The following is a 22,991-nucleotide window of genomic DNA, read 5'->3' as shown; positions in this document are numbered from 1 at the left end:
ACGTTATGGCCACCGCCCGAATCTACCAGAGCCCGAAGAACGCGATGCAATCGGGCCGCGCCCGCACCAAGAGCTGGGTACTCGATTTCGCGCCGGCCGAAGCCAAGCGCGCCGATCCGCTCACGGGCTGGGCCGGATCGGGCGACACGCAGGAGCAGCTTCGCCTCGGCTTCCCCTCGCAGGAGGCTGCGGTCGCCTATGCCGAACGCGAGGGGCTGGCCTATACCGTCCTGGCCGCGCCGGCGCGCACGCTCAAGCTGCAGGCCTATGCGGATAATTTCCGGTAACGGCGACTTCGTTCCTGCGGGGTGGCGAGTGTAGCCGGAAGGCCGATACACCCTTGGGCCTGCCCGGTTTATCGCACCGCCCCCTACCCCGTTCGCACTGAGCCTGTCGAAGTGCGTGCCCCGAGCGCTGCGTTTGGGGCACATCCTTCGACTTCGCTCAGGACGAACGGATTTTAGCTGTCGGGGCAGCCCCGGCAGCCATCACACCGTCGGCCGCTTCTTCAGCTCGTCACGAATCTCGCGCAGCAGCGCGATGTCGGCGGGTTCGGGCGGGGCTTCGGCGGCGGGTTCCTGGGGTTTGTCCATCAGTTTGTGGACGCTGCGCACCAGCAGGAAGATGATGAAGGCGAGGATCATGAAATTGACCGCCGCGGTGATGAACGCGCCGTAGCCGAACACCGCGACGCCGGCCTTCTTCAACGCCGCGTAATCGGTCGATCCGGCGAGGTTCGCCGGCACCGCGCCCATCACCACGAAATGGCTCGAAAAATCGAGACCGCCGGTGATCTTGCCGATCACGGGCATGATGATGTCGTCAGTGAGGGACGACACGATCTTGCCGAACGCCGCGCCGATGATGACGGCGACGGCCAGATCGAGCACGTTGCCGCGCGCGATGAATGCCTTGAACTCCTTGAACACGCGAGACCTCCAACCGATTTTACTTCCGCGCGACCATGCTAGTCGGGTAAGACGCTCGCGCCAAGTCGAAGGAAAACACGCATGACGTTTCGTGCCATTCTCACGCTCGCCGCCGCTGCGATGCTGTCCGCCTGCGGATTGAACAGCGTGCCGACCGCCGAGGAGAACGCCAAGGCGAAATGGGGCGAGGTGCAGAACCAGTATCAGCGCCGCTCGGATTTGATCCCCAATCTCGTCGCCACCGTGAAGGCGGCGGGCGCGCAGGAGAAGGCGATCCTCGTCGAAGTGACTCAGGCGCGCGCTGCGGCGAACACCGTCAAGGTATCGGGCGACGATTTGAAAGACCCGGCCAAGGTCCAGCAGTTCGCGCAGGTTCAGGGTGCGCTCGGCCTGTCGTTGCAGCGCTTGCAGGAGGCGTATCCCGAGCTGAAATCGCAGGATAATTACGCGACGCTGATGACCCAGCTCGAAGGCACCGAGAACCGGATCACCAACGCGCGGCGCGATTACAATACGGCGGTCCAGTCGTACAATGTGACGATCCGCACCTTCCCCGACGCGATCGGCGCGAAAATCTTCTACGGGGCCAAGCCGATGGTGCCGTTCCAGGCGGTAACGCCGGGCGCGGAGACCGCGCCGAAGGTCGTTTTCGGTAGTTAAGATGCCGCTGCTGCGGTTCCTGCTTCTGCTCCTCGCCGGCCTGCTGATCGGCACGCCGGCGGGCGCGCAAACCTATCCCAAGTTCACCGGCCTCGTCGTCGATGCGGCGAACGTGCTGCCGGCGGCGACGCGCGCCGATCTCGAAACCAAGCTGGAGGCGCTTCAGAAGGACACGCACCGTCAGCTCGTCGTCGCGACGATCCCCGATTTGCAAGGCAATAGCCTCGAGGATTATGGCATCGGCCTGCTGCGGACCTGGGGGCCGGGCCTAAAGGACGTCAACAACGGCGCGATCCTGTTCATCGCGCCCAACGAGCCGGCCGGGCATCGCGGGCCGCGTATCGAAGTCGGCTATGGGCTTGAACCGATTCTGACCGATGCCTTTTCGGGCGTGACGATCCGCCAGCAGATGATGCCCAAGCTGCGCGCGGGCGACGTGCCCGGCGCGATGGAAGCGGGCACCGACGCGCTGATCGCGCAACTGCGCGCCTCGCCCGACGAGGCCAAGGCGCAGACCGATGCGGCGATCAAGGACTTCGACAAGACGCACCAGCGTCAGGGCTCGGGCAGCGGCGGCGGCATTCCGTTCGGGCTGATCTTCTGGGGGTTCATCATCCTGTTCGTCGCCCTCTCGTGGTTCCGGCGCGCGAGCGGCAACCGCTATGTCGGGCGAAGCGGCGGCAGTTCGTGGCCGGTGATCCTATGGGGTATCGGCAACGAGATCGGGCGCGAGTCTTCGGGCGGTGGTTGGAGCAGCGGCGATTCCGGTAGCTCCGGCGGCAGCAGCGGCGGCTGGGGTGATGGCGGGTTCAGCGGCGGCGGCGGTGGGTCTGGTGGAGGCGGTGGCGCCTCGGGGGATTGGTGATGGCACGATTCGCGCTCACACCCGCCGACCGGGACCGGGTGACGGCGGCGGTCGCCGCAGGCGAACGCGGCACCGATGGCGAGATCGTCACGATCGTCGCGGAGCAATCGGACAGCTATCATGACGTGCCGCTCCAGTTCGGATTGCTGGCGGCGCTGCTCGTCACCGCGCTGGCTGCGCTCGACACGCGCTGGCTGGAGATCGGGCTCGATCCGTGGGGCGAGGCCGATCTCGGCCATGTCCTGCTCATTCTGCTGATCGCGCAGACGGCGGTGTTCCTTGGCGTGCGCTATCTGGTCGGCTGGTCGCGGTTGCGTTTCGCGGTCACTCCGCGCGCGACCAAGCGGCGGCGGGTGCGGCGGCGGGCTTTGCAATATTTCCATGTCGGCGCCGAGAACCGCACACAGGCGAAGGTCGGCATATTGCTCTACCTCTCGACGCACGAACGCATGGCCGAGATTATCGCCGACGAAGCGATCCACCGCGCGGTTCCGGCCGAACGCTGGGGCGATGCGATGGCGGCTCTGGTCGCCGAGGTCCGCGAGGGTCGCGCGGGCGACGGCATGGCGGCGGCGGTGACGGCGATCGGCGCGATCCTGGCCGAGACTTTCCCCAAGACGGAGACTGATGTGAACGAACTTCCCGACCGGGTGATCGAATTGTGAGTGAGTCGGTGGAAACCGTCTGGCAGGGCAAGTTCATCACCGTCCGCAAGCAGGGGACGTGGGAATATGTCGGCCGCGCCCGCAACATCCAGGCGGCGGTGATCCTCGCGGTCGAGGCGGGCGAGGTGCTGCTGGTCGAGCAATATCGCGTGCCGCTCGGGCGCGCCTGCATCGAACTTCCCGCCGGTCTCGTCGGCGACGAGACCGAGGGCGAGGCCGTCACCGTCTCAGCCGCGCGCGAGCTTGAGGAGGAGACCGGCTACCGCCCGGCGCAGATCGAGGTGATCGGCGAATTCTGCTCGTCGCCGGGGATGGTGTCGGAGAGCTTCACCCTCGTCCGCGCGACCGGGCTGACCAGGGTGAGCGACGGCGGCGGCGTGCCGGGCGAGAACATCACCGTCCACCGCGTCGCGCTGGCGACGCTGCCCGAGTTCATCGCCGCCAAGCGCGCCGAGGGGCTGGCGGTGGATGTGAAGCTGCTGCTGTTACTGGCCGCTTCGATTCTGGGCTGAAGCGCCAAATCGCTTTCAAAACCGTTCGTGTCGAGCCCTTCGACTGGCTGGCAAGCCAGCCGCTCAGGATAAACTTCGGCCCAAGGGACCGAAGTCGAGACACCTGCGCCCCGGTTTGTCCCTCGACTTCGCTCGGGACGAACGGTGAGAGAGTTTACGCCGCCGCCAGCACCTTCGCCGTCGTATCGGCGAGGCTGGTGCCGTCGAGGATGCGCGCGGTTTCGTCGCGGACGCGGAGCATCGCGTGGCGAATCGCGCAGGCCGCTTCGTCCTTGCAATCGGTGCAGGATCGGTACGCGGTGCGGCTGACGCAGGGCACCAAGGCAAGCGGCCCCTCGATCACGCGGATGATCTCGCCGAGCGAGATCAGGTGTGTCGGGCGCGCGAGCAGATAGCCGCCCATCTTGCCACGGTGGCTGTGGAGGAACCCGGCCTCGCGCAGATCGGCGAGGATCAGTTCGAGGAACTTGCGCGGCACGTTCGCCTCGGTCGCGATGCGGTTCATCGGAATGGGCGGGCTACCGGCGGGGGCTTCGGCTAGGAAGATCATCGCGCGGAGCGCGTATCGGGAACGCTGCGTCAACATAGTATAGAAGCTATGGACCGATAATGTGGCGAGCGAAAGGCGCCCCTTTGCATTCATTTGCGCGCGGCCTATATAGACCGGGTAGGCCGGTTCGTCCGGTGACTATGGCGATAAAGTGCGGCGTGAAATAGATGCAGCGGACCCGGGGGCAGTACCCGGCGACTCCACCACAGCCTGTCTTTCAGGCGGGCTTTGATGGGGTCGAACTAGGATCGACGTGTATTGAAAGGCGCTGTTTTTGCCCGGGCTGAGTAACCCGTTCAAGGCTCAAAACCACAAGTGCTAACGATAACGAAGCACTCGCGATTGCCGCGTAACTGATGGCCTAACGGCCTAAGTTACGACGCATAAACGCGGTTCGGGCCGCACCGGGCAACAGAAGCGGACACCGGCGGTACGGGGGGCACCGAGCAACAGAAGCTCCCCACTTCCTTCAAATACGCTCGCGGCGAAATCCCCCCACCCTTTCGTGCCGAGCCCTTCGCTCCGGGCCGGTCCCTCGACTTCGCTCGGGACGAACGGGGGGCTTCGTCGCTCGGGACGAACGGGGGCGGATTACTCCCGGTCGTCGCTGCTCGGCGGGTTGGCCTTGGCCTCGGCGCTTTCCAGCGGTTTGCGCTCCTCATAGACCTTGGCGAGCTTCGCTTCGGTCGCGTCGGAGAGCTCCTCGGCGGCGGCGGGGAACATCTCTTCTTCCTCTTCGGTGATGTGATGCTCGTAGCGGCGGCGCATGTGGAAGAATTTCTCGCTCCACGCATCGGAGCCGAATTCGAGATCGTGCATCTCGCCGAGCAGATCATCGACTTCCTTGTGTTCGGCGACCGAGTGGCGCGCGTCGTCGCGCAGTTCGGGGTCGCCGAGCATCGTCGCGTAGAGCGATTCCTCCTCGGCGGCGGCATGGCCCTGCAACTCGATGCGGAACGCCTCGAACAAGGTCTTGCGCTCTTTGGACGCGCCGGTCAGCTCGCCGAGTTGCCTGAGCATGTCGCGCTGCTTGTCGTGATCGCGCTTGAGGTCTTTGTAGATTTGCGCCGTCGCCATATGGTGTCTCCTGCCGCTTCGGCACGCTCAACCATCGGGATGGCGAGACGGTTCAATCCGCGACGCGATTCAACACGATCCGTCGCCGGCGGCGACCCGCATGCCGCCCCACAGCAGATGCTCCTGCGTGACGTCCTGCTTGCTGCCGCATAGGCGCACGGCCTTGCCGCGCTCGCATTCGACGCGCGCGGTGATCCGAATCCAGCGATCGACTCCGACCGCCGACCAGATCAGCGCATCGACCGAGAAGCCGGTCCCGTCGAGGATCGCCCGGGTGCGCAGGCACTCCATCTCGGCGCGCGAATCGCGATCGTAATGCGCCGCTGCCGTCGCGCGATCGACCGGCGAACCGCGCGGCAGATCGAACAGGTCATACACGCCGTCGCTCCAGACCAGCCGCTGCGTGGCGAGATCGCATTCCCAAGCCCCGGCCCGGGGCATAGCCGCGCCTGAACACGGTGTAGGGAGGCGGGACATGGCGTTTTCCTTGTGAGCGGCGACGACCGTTACGCGCCCTCGCACAGAAGCGGTTAACGTCGTGTAACGCTCATGCCGCGAGCAGCCCGGCGGCACCGCCGAGATCGACCGAGACGAGCCGGCTCACGCCCTGTTCGATCATCGTCACGCCGAACAGCCGGTGCATCCGGCTCATCGTCACGGCATTGTGCGTGACGATCAGGTAGCGCGTCAGCGTCTCGCGGCTCATCGCGTCGAGCAGATCGCAGAAGCGTTCGATATTGGCGTCGTCGAGCGGCGCATCGACTTCGTCGAGCACGCAGATCGGCGCGGGGTTGGTGAGGAACAGCCCGAAGATCAGCGCGACGGCGGTCAGCGCCTGCTCGCCACCCGACAGCAAGGTGAGCGATTGCAGTCTCTTGCCCGGCGGTTGCGCCATGATCTCGAGCCCCGCTTCGAGCGGATCGTCCGAATCGACCAGTTCGAGATGCGCCTGCCCGCCGTTGAACAGCGTCGTAAACAACCGCCGGAAATGCGTGTCGACCGCCTCGAACGCGGCGAGCAGCCGCTGGCGACCCTCACGGTTGAGCGTGCCGATCGAGCCGCGCAGACGGTTGACCGCGAGCCCGAGTTCCTCGCGCTCGGCGGCGTTGCCGGCGCTTGAGGCTTCGAGTTCGGCGAGTTCGGTTTCGGCGACGAGGTTGACCGGGCCGATCCGCTCGCGATCGACGCTCAGCTTGTCATGGGCGGCGGATTCCTCGGCCGGCGCGCGCACCGTGTCGCCGTCGAAACCGACGCGTTCGGGGAGCAGCACCGAGGGGCATTGGAAACGCTCGCCCGACAGGCGGTTCATCTCGACGCGGCGCGCTTCGTGGTTTTCGGCGCGCGCGGCGGCGCCGGCGCGGGCTTCGCGCGCCTCGGCCAGCGCCTCGGCGGCGGCGTTGGCGCGGGCTTCCGCCTCACGCAAAGCGATGTCGGCGGCGCGCTCGGCTTGCGCGGCGGTGTCGGCGGCAGCGCGCGCTTCGGCGTGGGCGGCTTCGCGCGCGGCGATCTCGGCGGCGAGCGCGGCGGGGCGATCGGCGAGCGTGGCGGCTTCGGTGGCGAGATCGAGCGCGCGCTTGTCCATCTCGGTGATGCGTTTGGCGGCCTCGCCCGCGCGCGAGCGCCAGCCCTTCGCCTCGGCGGTGCCGGCAGCGAGCCGCTCGCGCGCGTCGCCGATCGCGCGGTCTAGCCCGGTACGCTCGGCGCGGACGGTGGCGATGGCGGTGCGCTTGGCATCGGCATCGGCGGAGAAGCCGGCGACGCGGGCGCGGGTTCCGCTGCCGTCGGGGAGCGCGGCGCGGGCGGCGGCGGTGCGATCGACCTCGGCGCTGGCTTCGGCATGTTCGCCGCGCACGCGCTCGGCACGGGTGGCGAGATCGGCACGTTGCGCTTCGAGGCGTTCGAGCGCGGTGGCGGCGCGGTCCTCGGCGCGGCCAGCTTCGCGCGCGGTGGCCTCGGACGAATCGAGCAGCCGGCGCGCATCGGCGGCGGCGCGGCGCGCTTCGCCGATCGCAGCGTCGATGCGGCGCAATTCGGCATCGGCGGTTTCGACCGCGCGGACCAGTTCAGGACGCAGGCCCTCGATCGCGCGGAGGCGGTTGAGCCGTTCGAGCCGCTCGGCCGCCGCCGCGCCGCCGCTGCGCGCGACATACCCGTCCCAGCGGCGCAGCCCACCGCCGAGCGTGACGAGGCGCTGGCCGACGGCGAGCGGCGCGCCGTCATCAGCTTGCGCGACGAAGATCTGGGCGAGGCGGCGCGCGAGCGCATCGGGCGCGGCGACATGCGCGGCGAGCGGTGCGGTGCCGGGCGGCGCGACGGGATCACCGGGCTGCACCCCTGCCCCGGCCCAATGCCGCTCCGCCGCCGGGTCGAGCCCGGCTTCGAGATCGTCGCCGAGTGCTGCGGCGAGCGCGCGTTCGTAGCCGGGATCAGGGCGGACTTGGTCGAGCAGGCGGTCGCGACCGTCGCGCCGAGTCGCCTTGGTGAGCGCCGCTGCCTCGCTGTCGAGCGCGGCGAGTTCGGCGTGCGCGGCGGAGCGTTGCGACTGGGCGTGGTCGCGCCCGCCGATCGCGGCGCGTTCGGCGGCATCGGCGCCAGCCAGCGCCTGACGCGCCGCCTCGGCATGGCGCAGCGCTTGCGCGCGCGCTTCGCCTGCGCGGGTGCGTTCGGCGAGCAGCGGCGCTGAGTCGGCGAGCGCGGCGGCTTCGGCGGTGACGCGGGCGAGATCGCGCGCGGCACGGTCGAGCCGGGCGCGCGCCGCCGAAAGCGCGGCATCGGCGACGCGGACATCGGCGATCTCGCTCGCCTGCGCGGCGAGCGCCTGCGCCAACGCGACTTCGGCATCGCGGCCGGCGCGTTCGGCTTCGGCGACGGCGGAGTCGAGTTCGGGAAGCCGCGCGGTCGCCGCCGCCAGCCGCGCCTCGATGGTCTTGGCGTCCTCGGCGAGCCGGGCGATCGCCTCGGCGGCGTCGCTGGCGAGCGCGCCTTCGCGGGCGCGGTCAGCAGCGAGGCGGGTCTTGCTGTCCTCAAGCTCCTTGATCCGGCGCAGCACGGCGGCGTGATCGGCGCGGAGGCCCGCAAGCGCGTGGCCGGCTTCGCTCGCCGCGTCGCGTGCTGTCTGCGCGGCGGCACGGGCCTGCGCGACAGTCTCGGTCGCTTGCGTGCTATAGGCGGCGGCGGCGCGCTGCGCCTCGGCGGCGGTGGCGACGCGCGCCTCACACGCGGTCGCCTCTGCCTTGGCGGCGTCCGAGGCGGCCTGCGCCTCGCGCCAGCGCGCGAAGATCACGCGCGCCTCGGCGATGCGGATCTGGTCGGAGAGCGCACGGTAGCGTTCGGCCTGGCGCGCTTGCCGGCGCAGCGCGGCGGCGCGCGCGTCCTGATCGGAGATCAGTTCGTCGAGCTTGGCGAGATTGGCTTCGGTCGCGCGCAGCCGCGCTTCGGCGTCACGGCGGCGGACGTGCAGCCCGGCGATGCCGGCGGCTTCCTCCAGCATCGCGCGGCGCTCGGCGGGTTTGGCGGCGATCACCGCGCTGATCCGGCCTTGGCTGACCAAGGCGGGCGAATGCGCGCCGGTGGCGGCATCGGCGAACAGCAGCGACACGTCCTTCGCGCGGACATCGCGACCGTCGATCCGGTAGGCGGAACCGGCGCCGCGCTCGATGCGGCGGACGATCTCGGTCTCGGTGCCGTCGATCTCGGTGAGCATCGCGACCTCGGCGAAATCGCGCGCCGGGCGGGTGGAGGTGCCCGCGAAGATCACGTCCTCCATCCCCGCCCCGCGCAGCGATCTCGCGGACGTTTCGCCCATCGTCCAGCGCAACGCTTCGAGCAGGTTCGATTTGCCGCAGCCGTTGGGGCCGACGATGCCGGTCAGGCCGGGTTCGATGCGCAGATCGGCTGGATCGACGAAGCTCTTGAAGCCCGACAATCGCAGCCGTGTGATCTGCACGATTCAGCCCCCGGCCTCTGGCGCGTTACAGCGCGCCGGCGGCCTTCAGCGCGGGTTCGAGCTGCTCATAGGCGGCAGCGTTCGGCACGACCTTGCCGTTGACGATGAAGGTCGGCGTGCCGGTGATGTTGTACTTCTGGTTGGCGGTATCGGTCTGCTTGGCGATCGCCTCCAGCGCCTTGCCGTCGGCGAGGCACGCCTGCGCCTTGGCCTCGGGCACGCCGCGCTGCTTCACGAAATCGACATAGCCGTAGAATTTGGCGAGATAGGCGATGACCTGCGCGGGCGTCGCGGTGTTGAGCTTGGCCTGTTCGTCGGCGGGGATCTGGTCCTTGCGGTAGATCAGCGATTCCTGGTTGGCGAACATCTGGTCGAGCATCGGGAAGAACTGCGCCGGCTCGACGCACTGGCCGAGCAGGATCGGGCCGAGATCGAGCTGGTTGTGGACCGGATAATCGTGGAATTCGTAGGACAGCTTGCCCGCCGCAATCGGCCCGGCCTTGAGCTTGGGCAGACCCTCGGCATCGAACACGCCGCAATGCGGGCAGGTGCGCGAGCCATATTCGATCAGCTTCACCGGCGCATCGGGGTTGCCCATGCGGTAGCCGCCGTCATCGGTCTTGGCGACGGTATCGACCCAGTTCTGACCGGCTGGCGCCGGCTTAGCCGCGACCGGGGCAGACGCTGCGCCCGTGCCACCGGCATCGGCGGCGGGCTTGCAGGCGGCAAGGGTGATCGCCGCGACGATCGCGACCGACAAACGCATGGTCATTCTGAGTCAGCTCCTGGGAGAAAAAAGATCAGTGGGCGCCGGCGGCGCGCAGCGCCGTTTCGAGATCAGGCCAGCTCTTGTACTCATAGGGCTTGCCGTTGAGCACGAAGGACGGGGTGCCATGCACCGCCTTCCACGATGCGTCGCTGAGCGTCGCGATGGCGGCGATGCCGGCTTCGTCGGTGAAGCACGCGGCGAATGCGGCGTCGCTCATGCCGCGCCCGCGCATCAGCGCGTCCAGCCCGGCGCCGGTGGCGATCTTCTTCAACTGCGCGCCGATCGGATAGCCCGCCAGCCGCGCGGCGTTGATCTGGTCATAGTCGAACGCGCGCGGCAGCCAGTCCTGCTGCTGCGCGAAGATCGCCTCGGTCGCGCCCGAGAAGCCCGCCGGGCCGGCGCAGCGCGCGAGTTGCGCGGCGGCGAGATCGACGCGGTCCCGCACGGCGTTGCGCACTTCGATGCTGGTCGAGCCGGATTTCACGAACTTGCCCTTGAGCGTCGCGGCTGACTCCACGCTGAACGCCGCGCAATGCGGGCAGGTGTAGCTGAGATATTCGACCAGCTTTACCTTTGCCTTGGGGTTGCCGATCACAAAAGCACCGCTTGCGGCCTTGGTCGCCACCGTCGTCCAGTCCGGCGCGGCGCGCGCGGGAAGCGCCGAGAAACCCAGAATCAGTAATACGACGGCCAGCCAACGCTTCATTCTTCACCCTTCCCCACCACCGGCGCACCGCGCGTCGCGGCGACGCCCGCCGCCAAGGCTTCCAGCACCGCCTTCAATTCCGGGTCGGCGATCATGCGCAAGCTCGCGCCAAGCTCGACCGGCACGGGCTTGAGCGACGGCGGCGCCGCGCGCGGGCGCGGCGCGGGCACGTCGCCCTGGCGGATCAGCACGCGCGCGACCGCTTCGTAGCCGAAGAAGCGATTGACCCGCTCGACGATCTCGGGCGCGATATGCTGCATCATCGTCGCATGCGCGCCGCGCACGACGAGGTTGAGCGTGCCGCCGGTGCGCTCGCCCATCGGAAATTTGATCGATTCGGGCGCGGACACGCCGGCATAGCGGCTGCCGACGATCTCGCCCCAACGCGTCACCACTGCGCTCTGCACGAAGCCGAATCGGCGGAATGCCGTGCGCGTCGCATCGGGCAACAGTTCAGACACCGCACGCGCGCTGCCGCCGCGACGCGGCGCGGGCGCCGGTTCGGTGGGAGGGCGACGTTTGCTCATGGCGCAGTCCATGCCATAGCCGGGGCGTGCGCGCCAAGCTTACATCCAAAATCATGGGCAACATCGCCCGGCCTTTGCTCGACTGGTACGACGCGCATGCCCGCGCCTTGCCGTGGCGCAGCCCGCCGGGACACCCGCGTGCCGACCCGTACCGGGTGTGGCTGTCCGAGATCATGCTCCAGCAGACCACCGTCGCGGCGGTGCGGCCCAGGTTCGAGATGTTCGTCGAGCGCTGGCCGAGCGTGGCGGCGCTGGCGGCGGCGGACGAGGCCGAACTGATGGCGGCATGGGCGGGGCTCGGTTACTATGCGCGGGCGCGCAATCTGATCGCCTGCGCCCGCGTCGTCGCCCAGACGGGCGCGTTTCCCGAGACCGAGGCGGGCCTACGCGGCCTGCCCGGCGTGGGCGCCTATACCGCCGCCGCGATCGCCGCGATCGCGTTCGGGGAGCGCGCGGCGGTGGTCGACGCCAATGTCGCGCGGGTGGTGGCGCGGCTGTTCGCGATTGCCGCGCCGTTGCCGGGCGCGATGGAGACGATCCGCGCCGCCACCGACACGATCACCCCCGCCGACCGGCCGGGCGATTTCGCGCAGGCGATGATGGACCTCGGATCGAGCGTCTGTACGCCGCGCAGACCCGCCTGCCTCGCCTGTCCGCTCAATACCGCGTGCATGGCCTATGCGGCGGGCATGGCGGAGGCGTATCCGATCAAACCCGCCAAGGCCGCGAAGCCGCAGCGCTATGGCACGATCTTCTGGCTGGAGGATGCCGGCAAGGTGTTGCTGGTGCGCCGCCCGCCCAAGGGTCTGCTCGGCGGGATGCGCGCGCTGCCGACCGGGCCGTGGGCCGCCGCGCCGCCAGTGCTGGAGGAGGCGCCGGTGCGATCGAATTGGGAGATGCTGCCGGGCACCGTGGGCCACGTCTTCACGCACTTCCGCCTCGAACTCGCGCTTGCGATCGGGCAGGCGCGCGGGCATGCGGTGGCCGGCGAATGGTGGCCCGTCGCCGACCTCGAATCGGCCGGACTACCGACCGTCTTCGCCAAGGCCGCGGCTGAAATCAGAAGGGTGAGCGCATGATCCGACAGATCGCAACCGGGGCCGCGCTGGCCGCAGTGCTGGTGAGCGGCGCGCTCGCTGGTCAGGCGCTGCCGGTGTCGCCGTCCGCTCCGGCGTCCGCGCCGGCCGCCAAAACCAGCCCGCTGCCCGACACGCAAGCGCTGTTCGACTCCTACGTCCAGAGCGACAAGATGCCCGGCATCGTCGGGGCGTTCGGTGCGGGCGACCTGCCGACGGTGTTCGTCTCGGCGGGCCGGATCGACGATGCCGCGACCGCCCCCGCCGCCGGCCCCGACAGCCTTTGGCGGGTCTATTCGATGACCAAGCCGATCACCGCGCTCGCCGCGATGATGCTGATCGAACAGGGCAAGATCAAACTCGACCAGCCGGTGTCGGACTTCATTCCCGCGTTCAAGACGATGCGCGTGCAGATCAGCCCCGATTCGCTGGCGAGCAAACCCGCCGCCAGCCCGATCACGATTCGCGAGTTGCTGACGCACACCGCTGGCCTCGGCTATACGATCGTGACGCGCGGGCCGCTGCTCGATGCGTATGAGAAGGCCGGCATCACCCCCTTCACCGCCGACGCCAAGAGCGAGGCGAAGATGCGGCTGACTCGCCCCAAGACGCTCGAAGACTTCGCCAACAAGGTCGCGACGCTGCCGCTGATCGCCGAGCCGGGCACCAAATGGAGCTATTCGATCGGCCTCGACGTGATGGGCCGCGTGATCGAGGTGGCGAGCGGAATGCCGTTCGACCGCTTCCTGCAGACGCGCATCTTCACCCCGCTCGGCATGACCTCGACCTATTTCACCGTGCCGGCGAGCGAGGCCAAGCGGCTGGCGACCGGCTATGTCTGGATCGGCGACGGGCGCATCCCGCTCGACCGGGGCGAAAGCTCGGTGTTCCTCCAGCCGCCGAGCTTTCCGTATGGCGGCGCCGGGCTGGTGACGTCGGCGCGCGATTACGACCGCTTCACGCATCTGTTGCAGGATGGCGGCGCGCTGGGCGGGGTGCGGCTGATCAAGCCCGAGACGGCGGCGCTGATGATGTCCAACCTGCTGCCGCCGGGCGTGACCTATCGCGACGCCCCGGCCGGTTCGGGCGGCACGTCGGGCGGCCCAGCGACGGTCGGCTTCGGCGCGGGCGGCTCGGTCAATCTCGTCGATGTGCCGGGGCACGCCGGCAAAGGCACCTACGCCTGGGGCGGTGCGGCGGGGACGATCTTCTGGGTCGATCCGGCGCGGCATTTTCGCGGAACCGTGATGGTCAACTACCTGCCCAACGACAAATGGCCGATCCGCAGCGATGTCGCCAAGGCGCTGCGCGCCGATCTGGCGCGCTACCGGTGATCGCACCCGGCTTCACCGGCGGGCTGCTCGACCGATCGGACCTGCTGCGCCACGATCCCGAAGGCTTCGCCGCCGCCGCCCGTAATCCGGCCGCGCGGCTGCTCAGGCTCGACGGCTATGAGCCGGATGTGGATGGCGACGGCCGGCTGATGTGGACCGGCATGGCGGACGCGCCCGACGATGCCGAGTTGGTGCTGCTCGGGCTAAGCGACGGCGTGCCGTATTTCGCCGCGTTTTCGGCGGCGGGGGCGGCGCCGTCACGGCGCTCGGCGCGGTTGATGGGGCTGCTCGACCAGTTCGCGCCGGGCGAGGCGGCGACCTATGCTGCGGCGCGCAGCGTGCTCGACTGGCACGCACGGCACCGCTTCTGCGCCAATTGCGGCACGCCGACGGCGACCTTCCGCGCCGGCTGGGCGCGGACCTGCCCGAACTGCCATGCCGAGCATTTCCCGCGCGTCGACCCGGTCGTCATCATGATCGCCGAACATGACGGGCGCGCCTTGCTCGGGCGGCAACCGGCGTTCCCGCCGGGGCGCTATTCGGCGCTGGCGGGGTTTCTCGAACCCGGCGAGAGCATCGAGGAAGCGGTCGCGCGTGAGATTGCGGAGGAAGCCGGCGTGCGGGTGCGCGACGTGCGCTATATCGCCAGCCAGCCGTGGCCGTTCCCGTCCTCGCTGATGATCGCATGCGTTGGCTATGCCGACGACGATCGCATCACGCTCGACACCAACGAGCTTGAGGACGCGATGTGGGTGTCGCGCGCGGACGTGCGCCGGGTGCTGGCGGGCGAACCGGGTGCGTTCCTGCCGCCGCCGCACTATGCGATTGCCAATACGCTGTTGCATGCGTGGGCGGAGGATGCCGCTTAGCCCCCCCGTTCGTCCCGAGCGAAGTCGAGGGACCGCAACGAAGCGCAGGTGTCTCGACTTCGCTCGACACGAACGGTTGGGAATGAAGTTCTCCCGCGAAAGCAGGAGCCCAGGGCCACGAACGCCAGCGCTGCTTGACACTGGACTCCCGCTTTCGCGGGAGAACCGCTGTGGATGCGGCAGCCTCAGCCCCGCGCCCGCGCCCTTGGATATGCCCCGAGCACGCGCATCGATTTCGTGTGGAAGCCCAGTTCCTCCAGCGCGCGATCGACGTTGGCGTCGCCGGGGCGGCCTTCGATGTCGCAGTAGAATTCGGTCGCGGCGAAGGTGCCGCCCTGCTGGTAGCTTTCCAGCTTGGTCATGTTGACGCCGTTGGTCGCGAACCCGCCCATCGCCTTGTAGAGCGCGGCGGGGACGTTCTTCACCTTGAAGATCAACGTGGTCATGAACGGGCCGTCGCCGACCGGCGGGTGCCCGGCGCGGGCCAGCACGACGAAGCGGGTGGTGTTGTGATCGGCATCGGCGATGTCGCTCGCCAGCGTTTCCAACCCGTAGATCTTGGCGGCGCCCGGCGGTGCCAGCGCGGCGGTGGCGGGGTCGCCGAGTTCGACCACCATCGCCGCCGCCCCCGCCGTGTCGGGATAGCTCACCGGGGCGATGCCGTGCTCCCGCAGCCAGTGGCGGCACTGGCCGAGTGCCTGCGGGTGGCTCATCGCGTCGCGCACGCCGCTGACCGGCCCCAGCCCCATCAGCGCGTAGCGGATCGGCAGGAAATGCTCGCCGGTGATGGTCAGCCCTGATTCGGGAAGCAGGAAGTGGATGTCGGCGACGCGGCCGTGGAGCGAATTCTCGATCGGGATGATCGCGCAATCGGCGAGACCGTCGCGCACTGCGTCGATCGCGTCGGAGAAATCGAAACAGGGCAGCGGCAGACAGTCTGGAAACGCTTCCAGCGCGGCGATGTGCGAGTTGGCGCCGGGCGCGCCCTGAAACGCGACCGCACGCTGCGGGGCGGTGGCGGCTTGTTCGATCATGCGCGCGACGATCGGCCGCGCGGGTGCTGCGAAGTTTTCCATGATCGGCGAGGCCCTAACGATGGTGCCCGCCGCGCACAAGCTTGGCTTGCCGTGGCGTGCCAGCGAATCTAAGGGTGGGGATAATACCGGAGAGGGGCCACGCAACGATGGACAGCCGTACAAACACGATCGCGGGTTGGACGCTGGGCGCATGTGCCGCCGCTTTGGCGCTCACCATCGCGAGCACGACCATGTTTTCCGCCGAAAAACCCGAGAAGGCCGGCTATCCGGTCGAGGGCGTTTCCGCCGATGCCGGCGGCGGCGCGGCCGAGGAGCCGATCGCCAACCTGCTCGCCAAGGCGGACGCAGCGCATGGGGCCGAGGTGTTCAAGAAATGCGCGGCCTGCCACACGATCAACCAGGGCGGCGCCAATGGCATCGGCCCGAACCTGTGGGGGACGGTCGGCGAGGCCAAGGGCCAGGGCAAGGCGGGCTTCGCCTTCTCCGACGCGCTGAAGGGCAAGGGCGGCAATTGGGATTTCGATTCGCTCAACCAGTGGCTCGCCAGCCCGCGCAAATATGTGCCGGGCACCAAGATGACCTTCGCGGGGCTTTCGGCGGGCAAGGATCGCGCCGACGTGATCCTCTATCTCAACCAGCAGGGTTCGAACCTGCCGCTCCCCGCCCCGCAGGCCGGCGCGCCGACCGCGACCGACGCCAAGGCGCCTCCCGGCGCGGCGCCGGCGACACCGGGCGAGGAAGCCAAGCCGAGCGCGGAAGGGCTGTCGAATGTCGCCACGCCGGCGAATGCGGCGGCGCCTGCGGAGAAGTAACGCGGTTTCGTCACCCCAGCGAAAGCTGGGGTCTCGCGCGGTGACGCGATCGGCCCGCCCGGATCGCGTTCGGGCGAGCGGTTCGCGTTTCTGTGGAAGATGCCAGCTTGCGCTGGCATGACGGGTAAGGGTGCGAACGGGTTTGAGAGAGCGCGGCGTTACTCCGCCGGGAACACCGTCGGATCGGCGTCGCGGTAGAAATCGCGGACGACGTCCCAGCCTTCCTGCGCGGTCTCGACGAACTTGAAGATGTTGAGGTCGCGGCGCGAGACCACGCCTTCCTCGACCAGCGCGTCGAAATTGACGACGCGGGTCCAGAACTCGCGACCGTAGAGCAGCACCGGGATCGGCGAAATCTTGCCGGTCTGGATCAGGGTGAGCAGCTCGAACAGCTCGTCGAACGTGCCGAACCCGCCGGGGAACGCCGCCAGCGCGCGCGCGTGGAGCAGGAAGTGCATTTTCCGTAGCGCGAAATAGTGGAACTGCATCGACAGCGATGGCGTGACATAGGGGTTCGGCGCCTGTTCGTGCGGCAGCACGATGTTGAGGCCGATCGATTCGTGACCCGCCTCGGCGGCGCCGCGATTGGCGGCTTCCATGATCGAGGGGCCACCGCCCGAGCAGACGACGAAGTGGCGCTTGTCGTTCTCATCGTTGGGGAAACGGCTGGCGAGGCCGGCGAGCTCGCGCGCGACATCGTAATAATGCGATTTGGCGACCAGCCGCTCGGCGATCAGCCGGGCTTCGTCGCCCTGCGCGAGATCGAGCATCGCTTGCGCCTTGGCCGGCTCGGGGATGCGCGCCGAGCCGTAGAACACGAAGGTCGAGGCGATATTGGCTTCTTCGAGAATCAGCTCGGGCTTGAGCAATTCGAGCTGGAACCGCACCGGGCGTAGATCCTCGCGCAGCAGGAAATCCATGTCCTGAAAGGCGAGGCGATACGCGGGGGTTTCGGTTTGCGGGGTGCTGACGCCGGTCTTGGCTTTTTCGGCATCCTGGCGAGCGCGCGGAAACACGCGCGACGGTACATGGGGATCATTCATTCTCGACTATGTAGGGTATAGTGGCGCGCGTTTGAACCCTCGCCACCTGCGTTTGGGGCACATCCCTCGACTTCGCTCGGGACGAACGGCTGGAAGGTGGCGAGCGAAGTCCAGCGCCCGCCTACCGGCAGAAGCTCTTGTGATCGTCCTCAAGGTGAAGATGGTTGTGATGCACCGCGTTGTAATCGGGGCTGAGCACCGTGCCGAAGCGCTTGCACGCCGAATCGTGGACCGTGCGCAGGAACGCGCGGACCTGTGGGTCGCTTGACTGCCAGCCGTTGAGCACGCTGATCCGCCGCCCGTCCTCCAGCACGAACGCGCCGACATCGACCGCGTTGGCGATGGCGTGGCCGGACAGCATCGGGCGCGCCGTGCCGATCGTGTTGCGGCAGGCGTAAGTGCCCATGCTCTCGACCCGGACCAGATCGCTGCCGAGCATCTGGCGCGCCGCCGGAACCGCCGCGTGGCGCACCCACCCGGCGAAGCTTCGCGCGAGGCCGCAGCGCATCGCGGTCAGGTTGGTGACGGGCACGCCAATGTCGATCAACTGCACCGCGCCGGTGACGCGGCAACCGCCGCCGTAATCGCGGTCGGCGAGCGGGCTGAAGCGCACGTCCTCGCGCGACAGATCGGTATAGCACGCCTGCGTCTCTCGGCTGGTCGGGATGGCGAGGGTGATCGGTTTCGATCCGCGCGGGCGCGGTGGCGGCCTGTTGCTGCCGCACGCCGACAGGACGAGGCAGGCGAACACCACCAGCCACTGCGCCGCGCCACCGGCGCTTCGGCATCCACGTTTACGCATACTCGCCACGCCCCACTCTTGCTGCACGGGGGATGCCGGAACAAGCCCGGCGCGGCGTTTTGCGCCAAAGCGAACGCTGCGTCGGTTGACACCCGGCCAATCGCCGTTAGACGCGGCGCCGGGCCACGCGGTCCCAACGCCGCGCGTGCTCTCTGTGAGGAGAGACTACATGACTGATTTACCCGCCCCCGTGCGCGATGCGCACGATCTATCGGCGCCGGCGACGAAGCCTGCGCGTCCTTTCTTCAGCTCCGGCCCCTGCGCCAAGCCTCCGGGCTGGTCCGCCGCCGAGCTCGCCACCGAATCGCTCGGCCGTTCGCACCGCTCGAAGATCGGCAAGACCCGCCTCGCCTATTGCATCGATCTGATGCGCGAGCTGCTCAACCTGCCCGACACCCACCGCATCGGCATCGTCCCCGGTTCCGACACCGGCGCATTCGAAATGGCGATGTGGACGATGCTCGGCGCGCGCGGCGTCACCACGCTCGCCTGGGAAAGCTTCGGCGAAGGCTGGGTGACCGACGCGGTCAAGCAGCTCAAGCTCGATCCCACCGTTATCCGTGCCGATTACGGCCAGTTGCCCGATCTGACGACCGTCGACTGGTCGACCGACGTGCTGTTCACCTGGAACGGCACCACCTCGGGCGTGCGCGTGCCGAATGGCGACTGGATTCCCGACGACCGCGAAGGCCTCAGCTTCGCCGACGCGACCAGCGCGGTGTTCGCTTACCCGCTGCCGTGGGACAAGATCGATGTCGCCACCTTCTCCTGGCAGAAGGTGCTGGGCGGTGAAGGCGGCCACGGCGTGCTGATCCTCGGCCCGCGCGCGGTCGAACGGCTGGAAAGCTACACCCCGGCCTGGCCGCTGCCGAAGGTGTTCCGCCTGATCGCCAAGGGCAAGCTCGCCGAGGGCGTGTTCAAGGGCGAGACGATCAACACCCCGTCGATGCTCGCAGTCGAGGATGCGATCTTCGCGCTCGAATGGGGCAAACAGATCGGCGGCGCCGCCGGGCTGATCGCGCGGAGCGACGCCAATGCCGCCGCGCTCGACAAGATCGTGGCGGAGCGCGACTGGCTCGGCCATCTCGCTGCGGACGAAGCTTCGCGCTCGAAGACCAGCGTGTGCCTGACGGTGGCGGGCGCGGACGAAGCGTTCATCAAGACGTTCGCAGGGTTGCTCGAAAAGCAAGGCGCCGCCTTTGACGTCGCCGGCTATCGCGATGCGCCGGCCGGTCTGCGGATCTGGTGCGGTGCGACGGTCGATACCGCCGATATCGAGGCGCTCGGGCCTTGGCTCGACTGGGCTTACGCGACGGCCAAGGCGGCCTGACATCACGTCGCCCCGGCGAAGGCCGGGGCCGCTGCGTGGCGAAGCGCAGCATTCCCAAACATAGCGGCCCCGGCCTGCGCCGGGGCGACGGAGTATATCCCATGCCAAAAGTCCTCATTTCCGACAAAATGGACCCCAAAGCCGCGCAAATCTTCCGCGAGCGCGGCGTCGAGGTCGACGAGATCACCGGCAAGACCCCTGAAGAGCTGATCGCGATCATCGGCGCGTATGATGGCCTCGCCATCCGCAGCTCGACCAAGGTGACCAAGGCGATCCTCGCCGCGGCGACCAACCTCAAGGTGGTCGGCCGCGCTGGCATCGGTGTCGATAACGTCGACATCCCCTCGGCATCCGCCGCCGGCGTGGTGGTGATGAACACCCCGTTCGGCAATTCGATCACCACCGCCGAACATGCCATCGCGCTGATGTTCGCGCTCGCCCGCGATCTGCCCGAGGCCGACAAGTCGACTCAGGCCGGCAAGTGGGAGAAGAACCGCTTCATGGGCGTCGAAGTGACCGGCAAGACGCTCGGGCTGATCGGCGCTGGCAATATCGGCTCGATCGTCGCCGATCGCGCGCTCGGCCTGCGCATGAAGGTGGTCGCGTTCGATCCGTTCCTGTCGCCCGAACGCGCGATCGAACTCGGCGTCGAGAAGGTCGAGCTCGACGAGCTGCTCGCGCGCGCCGATTTCATCACGCTGCATACCCCCCTCACCGACCAGACCCGCAACATCCTGTCGGCCGAGAATCTCGCCAAGACCAAGAAGGGCGTGCGGATCATCAATTGCGCGCGCGGCGGACTGATCGACGAGGCGGCCCTCAAGGCCGGGCTCGATTCGGGCCATATCGGCGGCGCCGCGCTCGACGTGTTCGTGACCGAGCCGGCCAAGGACTCGCCCTTGTTCGGCACGCCCAACTTCATCTCGACGCCGCACCTCGGCGCATCGACCAGCGAAGCGCAGGTCAACGTCGCGATCCAGGTCGCCGAGCAGATGGCCGATTATCTCGTCTCGGGCGGGATCACCAACGCGCTCAACGTGCCGTCGCTGTCGGCGGAAGAAGCACCGCGTCTGAAGCCGTACATGGCGCTCGCCGAGAAGCTCGGTAGCCTCGTCGGCCAGCTCACGCGTGGCGCGGTGCCGCGCATCTCGATCCATACCGAAGGTGCCGCGACCGAGCTCAACCAGAAGCCGATGGTCTCCGCCGTGCTGCACGGCTTCCTGCGCACCCAGACCGACACGGTCAACATGGTCAACGCGCCGCTGCTCGCCAAGGAGCGCGGCATGGAAGTGCGCGAAGTGAAGACCGAGCGTGAGGGCGATTACCACACGTTGCTGCGCGTCTCGGTCAAGACCGATGCGGGTGAGCGGTCGGTCGCGGGCACGCTGTTCGGCGATGCCGCGCCGCGCGTGGTCGAGCTGTTCGGCATCAAGGTCGAGGCCGATCTCGCCGGGCCGATGCTGTATGTCGTCAACGAGGATGCGCCCGGCTTCATCGGCCGGCTCGGCTCGCTGCTTGGCGAATCGGGCGTCAACATCGGCACCTTCCACCTCGGCCGCCGTTCGGCGGGCGGCGAAGCGGTGCTGCTGCTGTCGGTCGATGAGCCGGTGACGGCGGAACTGATCGCCAAGGTGCGCGAGCTGGCGGGCGTGAAGACCGCGATGGCGCTGGCGTTCTGATACCAGTCTCCCTCTCCCCGCATGCGGGGAGAGGGTGGCCGAGCGAAGCGAGGTCGGGAGAGGGGCGGTGCCGCGAACCAGAACGCAGGGGCCGACACTCGACCACGCCAAGGCCATGCGCCGCGAACCCACCGCAGCCGAAGCCCGGCTCTGGTATCACCTCCGCGCCAAACGGCTGAACGGCGTAAAGTTCAGCCAACAGGTCGTCATCGGCCCTTTCATCGCCGATTTCGCCGCACGCGCACACAGACTCGCGATCGAACTTGACGGCGACACGCATGTGGACGAGGCGCGCGATGCGCGGCGAACGGCCGCGATTGAAACTCTGGGGTATCGGGTGATGCGTTTCACCAACAGCGATGTGATGCGGAACGAGGCGGCGGTTCTTGGAGCCATTGTCGCAGCGCTCGCGACTGCCCCTCTCCCCGGCCCTCTCCCCGTAAACGGGGAGAGGGAGAAAGATGATCTATGACCTCTCTCCTCCCCCAAGGTTTCCGGGATCGCCTGCCGCCCGTCGCCGATGCGACCGCGCGGCTTGAGCAGGCCGTGCTCGGCGCGGCGTTCCAGCATGGTTATGAGCGCGCCGATCCGGCGCTCGCCGAATTCGAGCAGGGCCTTGCCGGGCGGCTCAAGTCGGCGACCGCGCAGGATGCGGTGCGCTTCGTCGATCCGGTGTCGCAGCGCACGCTGGCGATCCGGCCCGACATCACCGCGCAGATCGGCCGAATCGCGGCGACGCGGATGGGGCATCACCCGCGCCCGGTTCGCTTGTCCTATGCGGGGCCGGTGCTGCGGCTGCGCGCGTCGCAGCTTAGCCCCGAGCGCGAACTGCTCCAGATGGGCTGCGAGCTGATCGGGCTCGATACGGTCGCGGCGGCGGCGGAGATCGTCGGCGTCGCGGTCGAGGCGCTCGAAGCGGCTGGCGTGCGCGACATCTCGATCGACTTCACCTTGCCCGATCTGGTCGGCATCCTCGCCAATGGCCCACTGCCGATCGACCCGGCGCAGATCGCCGCGCTCAGCGAGCGGCTCGACGCCAAGGATGCCGGCGGCGTGGCGGAGATCGCCCGCGCGTATCTGCCGCTGGTCGAGGCCGCTGGGCCGTTCGAGGCGGCGCATCACCGGCTCTGCGCGTTCGACGCCGGCGGGGCGCTCACCTCGCGGCTCGACGGGCTATGGGCGATCGCGGAAGGGCTGAAGGGCCGCGTCGGACTGACGCTCGATCCGACCGAGCGGCACGGCTTCGAATATCAAAGCTGGCTCGGTTTCTCGATCTTCGCGAGCGGCGTGCGCGGCGAGATCGGGCGCGGCGGCACCTATACGATCGTCCATGAGGATGGCGCGGAAGAGGCGGCGGTCGGCTTCTCGCTCTACGCCGACGCGATCGTCGCGGCGGGGCTGGGCGAGATCGACCGGCGGCGGCTGTTCGTACCGCTCGGCACAGATCCGGCGCTGGCGGCGGCGATGCGTGCGGCGGGCTGGGTCACGGTCGCGGCGCTGGAGGCGGGCGATACGCCCGAGGCGCAGCTTTGCACGCATCTGCTGGCGGAGGGCGAGGCGCGAGCGCTGTAAGAGCGCCCGCTTTTTACACCGTTCGTCCTGAGCGAAGTCGAGGGACACGTCCACGCGCTCCGCCATGTGTCTCGACTTCGCTTGTGTGTTGGAAATGTGCATAATGGCGATTGCCGGGACGGGGTGGCCACCCCGTCCCGGCGGCGGATGTGAGGCCGTTCGACTTCGCGATCTTGCAAGATCGTTGCTGAGCAGGGCCGCATCCGTCTTCCCAAACCCCGAACAGTTGCT

General features: G+C 68.4%; 24 protein-coding genes and 1 other RNA gene. 14 read left to right on the top strand and 11 right to left on the bottom strand.

What is annotated here, in order from left to right; translation table 11 throughout:
• Positions 1-5: 5 nt before the first annotated feature.
• Entirely contained in the window at positions 6-287 is a 282-nt protein-coding gene (locus EWE75_RS14185; protein ID WP_130158596.1) for an ETC complex I subunit, read from the top strand.
• A gap of 201 nt (positions 288-488) precedes the next feature.
• On the opposite strand, the gene mscL is transcribed toward EWE75_RS14185, so the two are convergent.
• Positions 489-929: a large conductance mechanosensitive channel protein MscL gene (gene mscL, locus EWE75_RS14180; protein ID WP_130158594.1), complete on the bottom strand. Its 441-nt coding sequence runs from the start codon at positions 927-929 to the stop codon at positions 489-491.
• Between the two features lie 81 nt (positions 930-1,010).
• Between mscL and EWE75_RS14175 the strand changes: the two genes are divergently transcribed.
• The 4 genes from EWE75_RS14175 to EWE75_RS14160 are packed head-to-tail and all read left to right on the top strand — an operon-like array spanning position 1,011 to position 3,631.
• Positions 1,011-1,589, top strand: coding sequence for a LemA family protein (locus tag EWE75_RS14175; RefSeq protein WP_130158592.1), 579 nt, complete (start codon positions 1,011-1,013; stop codon positions 1,587-1,589).
• Position 1,590: 1 nt separating this feature from the next.
• Positions 1,591-2,454: a TPM domain-containing protein gene (locus tag EWE75_RS14170; protein WP_130158590.1), complete on the top strand. Its 864-nt coding sequence runs from the start codon at positions 1,591-1,593 to the stop codon at positions 2,452-2,454.
• Positions 2,454-3,119, top strand: a complete 666-nt coding sequence (locus EWE75_RS14165; RefSeq protein ID WP_130158588.1) for a TPM domain-containing protein — start codon at positions 2,454-2,456, stop codon at positions 3,117-3,119. The genes EWE75_RS14170 and EWE75_RS14165 overlap by 1 nt, the downstream gene beginning before the upstream one ends.
• Positions 3,116-3,631 carry an NUDIX hydrolase gene (locus tag EWE75_RS14160; protein ID WP_427915786.1) on the top strand — a complete coding sequence of 172 codons (516 nt, stop codon included), beginning with the start codon at positions 3,116-3,118 and terminating at the stop codon, positions 3,629-3,631. Before EWE75_RS14165 ends, EWE75_RS14160 begins: the two co-directional genes overlap by 4 nt.
• 154 nt (positions 3,632-3,785) lie before the next feature.
• Here the strand turns inward: EWE75_RS14160 and EWE75_RS14155 are convergent, their stop codons facing one another.
• Entirely contained in the window at positions 3,786-4,217 is a 432-nt protein-coding gene (locus EWE75_RS14155) for an RrF2 family transcriptional regulator (protein ID WP_130158584.1), read from the bottom strand.
• Between the two features lie 42 nt (positions 4,218-4,259).
• On the opposite strand from EWE75_RS14155, the gene ssrA reads away from it, so the two are divergent.
• Positions 4,260-4,607, top strand: a transfer-messenger RNA (tmRNA) gene (gene ssrA / locus EWE75_RS14150).
• Positions 4,608-4,772: 165 nt separating this feature from the next.
• On the opposite strand, the gene EWE75_RS14145 is transcribed toward ssrA, so the two are convergent.
• From EWE75_RS14145 to EWE75_RS14120, 6 genes are all read right to left on the bottom strand, one after another.
• Positions 4,773-5,258, bottom strand: a complete 486-nt coding sequence (locus EWE75_RS14145; RefSeq protein ID WP_130158582.1) for a hemerythrin domain-containing protein — start codon at positions 5,256-5,258, stop codon at positions 4,773-4,775.
• 69 nt (positions 5,259-5,327) lie between these two features.
• Positions 5,328-5,699, bottom strand: coding sequence for a hypothetical protein (locus EWE75_RS14140; RefSeq protein WP_130158580.1), 372 nt, complete (start codon positions 5,697-5,699; stop codon positions 5,328-5,330).
• 106 nt (positions 5,700-5,805) lie between these two features.
• On the bottom strand, positions 5,806-9,204 hold the full coding sequence (locus tag EWE75_RS14135; protein ID WP_130158578.1) for a chromosome segregation SMC family protein: 3,399 nt from the start codon (positions 9,202-9,204) through the stop codon (positions 5,806-5,808).
• A gap of 25 nt (positions 9,205-9,229) precedes the next feature.
• Positions 9,230-9,976 (bottom strand): DsbA family protein, encoded by a 747-nt coding sequence (locus tag EWE75_RS14130; RefSeq protein ID WP_130158576.1) that lies wholly within the window; start codon positions 9,974-9,976, stop codon positions 9,230-9,232.
• 28 nt (positions 9,977-10,004) lie between these two features.
• The gene (locus tag EWE75_RS14125) at positions 10,005-10,679 is read right to left on the bottom strand and encodes a thioredoxin domain-containing protein (RefSeq protein WP_130158574.1); all 675 of its coding nucleotides are present in this window, start codon (positions 10,677-10,679) and stop codon (positions 10,005-10,007) included.
• A complete protein-coding gene (locus tag EWE75_RS14120; protein ID WP_130158572.1) occupies positions 10,676-11,218 on the bottom strand; it encodes a DUF721 domain-containing protein in 543 nt (180 codons plus the stop codon). Before EWE75_RS14120 ends, EWE75_RS14125 begins: the two co-directional genes overlap by 4 nt.
• A gap of 41 nt (positions 11,219-11,259) precedes the next feature.
• Between EWE75_RS14120 and EWE75_RS14115 the strand changes: the two genes are divergently transcribed.
• The 3 genes from EWE75_RS14115 to nudC are packed head-to-tail and all read left to right on the top strand — an operon-like array spanning position 11,260 to position 14,485.
• Positions 11,260-12,285, top strand: coding sequence for an A/G-specific adenine glycosylase (locus tag EWE75_RS14115; protein WP_130158570.1), 1,026 nt, complete (start codon positions 11,260-11,262; stop codon positions 12,283-12,285).
• Positions 12,282-13,616: a serine hydrolase domain-containing protein gene (locus tag EWE75_RS14110; protein WP_130158568.1), complete on the top strand. Its 1,335-nt coding sequence runs from the start codon at positions 12,282-12,284 to the stop codon at positions 13,614-13,616. The genes EWE75_RS14115 and EWE75_RS14110 overlap by 4 nt, the downstream gene beginning before the upstream one ends.
• Positions 13,613-14,485, top strand: a complete 873-nt coding sequence (gene nudC, locus EWE75_RS14105; protein WP_130158566.1) for an NAD(+) diphosphatase — start codon at positions 13,613-13,615, stop codon at positions 14,483-14,485. The genes EWE75_RS14110 and nudC overlap by 4 nt, the downstream gene beginning before the upstream one ends.
• 185 nt (positions 14,486-14,670) lie before the next feature.
• Here nudC and EWE75_RS14100 read toward each other — a convergent pair whose 3' ends face one another.
• Positions 14,671-15,561 (bottom strand): prephenate dehydratase, encoded by an 891-nt coding sequence (locus EWE75_RS14100; RefSeq protein ID WP_130158564.1) that lies wholly within the window; start codon positions 15,559-15,561, stop codon positions 14,671-14,673.
• 107 nt (positions 15,562-15,668) lie between these two features.
• Here EWE75_RS14100 and EWE75_RS14095 point away from each other — a divergent pair, with 107 nt between their 5' ends.
• The gene (locus tag EWE75_RS14095; protein WP_130158562.1) at positions 15,669-16,334 is read left to right on the top strand and encodes a c-type cytochrome; all 666 of its coding nucleotides are present in this window, start codon (positions 15,669-15,671) and stop codon (positions 16,332-16,334) included.
• Positions 16,335-16,492: 158 nt separating this feature from the next.
• On the opposite strand, the gene EWE75_RS14090 is transcribed toward EWE75_RS14095, so the two are convergent.
• Positions 16,493-17,377 carry an LOG family protein gene (locus tag EWE75_RS14090; RefSeq protein ID WP_130158560.1) on the bottom strand — a complete coding sequence of 295 codons (885 nt, stop codon included), beginning with the start codon at positions 17,375-17,377 and terminating at the stop codon, positions 16,493-16,495.
• 121 nt (positions 17,378-17,498) lie between these two features.
• Complete coding sequence (locus EWE75_RS14085) at positions 17,499-18,179, bottom strand: extensin family protein (RefSeq protein ID WP_130158558.1); 681 nt, start codon at positions 18,177-18,179, stop codon at positions 17,499-17,501.
• 169 nt (positions 18,180-18,348) lie between these two features.
• Between EWE75_RS14085 and EWE75_RS14080 the strand changes: the two genes are divergently transcribed.
• The 4 genes from EWE75_RS14080 (at position 18,349) to EWE75_RS14065 (ending at position 22,760) form a co-directional block, all read left to right on the top strand.
• On the top strand, positions 18,349-19,509 hold the full coding sequence (locus EWE75_RS14080; protein WP_130158556.1) for a phosphoserine transaminase: 1,161 nt from the start codon (positions 18,349-18,351) through the stop codon (positions 19,507-19,509).
• A gap of 101 nt (positions 19,510-19,610) precedes the next feature.
• Entirely contained in the window at positions 19,611-21,188 is a 1,578-nt protein-coding gene (gene serA, locus EWE75_RS14075; RefSeq protein WP_130158555.1) for a phosphoglycerate dehydrogenase, read from the top strand.
• A 34-nt stretch (positions 21,189-21,222) separates the two neighbouring features.
• Positions 21,223-21,660, top strand: coding sequence for an endonuclease domain-containing protein (locus tag EWE75_RS14070; protein WP_427915785.1), 438 nt, complete (start codon positions 21,223-21,225; stop codon positions 21,658-21,660).
• Entirely contained in the window at positions 21,657-22,760 is a 1,104-nt protein-coding gene (locus tag EWE75_RS14065) for an ATP phosphoribosyltransferase regulatory subunit (protein WP_130158553.1), read from the top strand. The genes EWE75_RS14070 and EWE75_RS14065 overlap by 4 nt, the downstream gene beginning before the upstream one ends.
• The last annotated feature ends 231 nt before the right edge of the window (positions 22,761-22,991 follow it).

Source organism: Sphingomonas populi (assembly GCF_004208535.1).
In the GTDB taxonomy this organism is placed as follows: Bacteria; Pseudomonadota; Alphaproteobacteria; order Sphingomonadales; family Sphingomonadaceae; genus Sphingomonas; species Sphingomonas populi.
This window is presented reverse-complemented; position numbering and strand designations above follow the sequence as displayed.

Bases quoted from the DNA above. Each gene is read 5' to 3' on its own strand.
- EWE75_RS14185 (WP_130158596.1), top strand. From the start codon at position 6: ATGGCCACCGCCCGAATCTACCAGAGCCCGAAGAACGCGATGCAATCG.
- EWE75_RS14175 (WP_130158592.1), top strand. From the start codon at position 1,011: ATGACGTTTCGTGCCATTCTCACGCTCGCCGCCGCTGCGATGCTGTCC.
- EWE75_RS14170 (WP_130158590.1), top strand. From the start codon at position 1,591: ATGCCGCTGCTGCGGTTCCTGCTTCTGCTCCTCGCCGGCCTGCTGATC.
- EWE75_RS14165 (WP_130158588.1), top strand. From the start codon at position 2,454: ATGGCACGATTCGCGCTCACACCCGCCGACCGGGACCGGGTGACGGCG.
- EWE75_RS14155 (WP_130158584.1), bottom strand. From the start codon at position 4,217: ATGTTGACGCAGCGTTCCCGATACGCGCTCCGCGCGATGATCTTCCTA.
- EWE75_RS14145 (WP_130158582.1), bottom strand. From the start codon at position 5,258: ATGGCGACGGCGCAAATCTACAAAGACCTCAAGCGCGATCACGACAAG.
- EWE75_RS14140 (WP_130158580.1), bottom strand. From the start codon at position 5,699: ATGCCCCGGGCCGGGGCTTGGGAATGCGATCTCGCCACGCAGCGGCTG.
- EWE75_RS14130 (WP_130158576.1), bottom strand. From the start codon at position 9,976: ATGACCATGCGTTTGTCGGTCGCGATCGTCGCGGCGATCACCCTTGCC.
- EWE75_RS14125 (WP_130158574.1), bottom strand. From the start codon at position 10,679: ATGAAGCGTTGGCTGGCCGTCGTATTACTGATTCTGGGTTTCTCGGCG.
- EWE75_RS14120 (WP_130158572.1), bottom strand. From the start codon at position 11,218: ATGGACTGCGCCATGAGCAAACGTCGCCCTCCCACCGAACCGGCGCCC.
- EWE75_RS14115 (WP_130158570.1), top strand. From the start codon at position 11,260: ATGGGCAACATCGCCCGGCCTTTGCTCGACTGGTACGACGCGCATGCC.
- EWE75_RS14110 (WP_130158568.1), top strand. From the start codon at position 12,282: ATGATCCGACAGATCGCAACCGGGGCCGCGCTGGCCGCAGTGCTGGTG.
- EWE75_RS14100 (WP_130158564.1), bottom strand. From the start codon at position 15,561: ATGGAAAACTTCGCAGCACCCGCGCGGCCGATCGTCGCGCGCATGATC.
- EWE75_RS14095 (WP_130158562.1), top strand. From the start codon at position 15,669: ATGGACAGCCGTACAAACACGATCGCGGGTTGGACGCTGGGCGCATGT.
- EWE75_RS14090 (WP_130158560.1), bottom strand. From the start codon at position 17,377: ATGAATGATCCCCATGTACCGTCGCGCGTGTTTCCGCGCGCTCGCCAG.
- EWE75_RS14085 (WP_130158558.1), bottom strand. From the start codon at position 18,179: ATGCGTAAACGTGGATGCCGAAGCGCCGGTGGCGCGGCGCAGTGGCTG.
- EWE75_RS14080 (WP_130158556.1), top strand. From the start codon at position 18,349: ATGACTGATTTACCCGCCCCCGTGCGCGATGCGCACGATCTATCGGCG.
- serA (WP_130158555.1), top strand. From the start codon at position 19,611: ATGCCAAAAGTCCTCATTTCCGACAAAATGGACCCCAAAGCCGCGCAA.
- EWE75_RS14065 (WP_130158553.1), top strand. From the start codon at position 21,657: ATGACCTCTCTCCTCCCCCAAGGTTTCCGGGATCGCCTGCCGCCCGTC.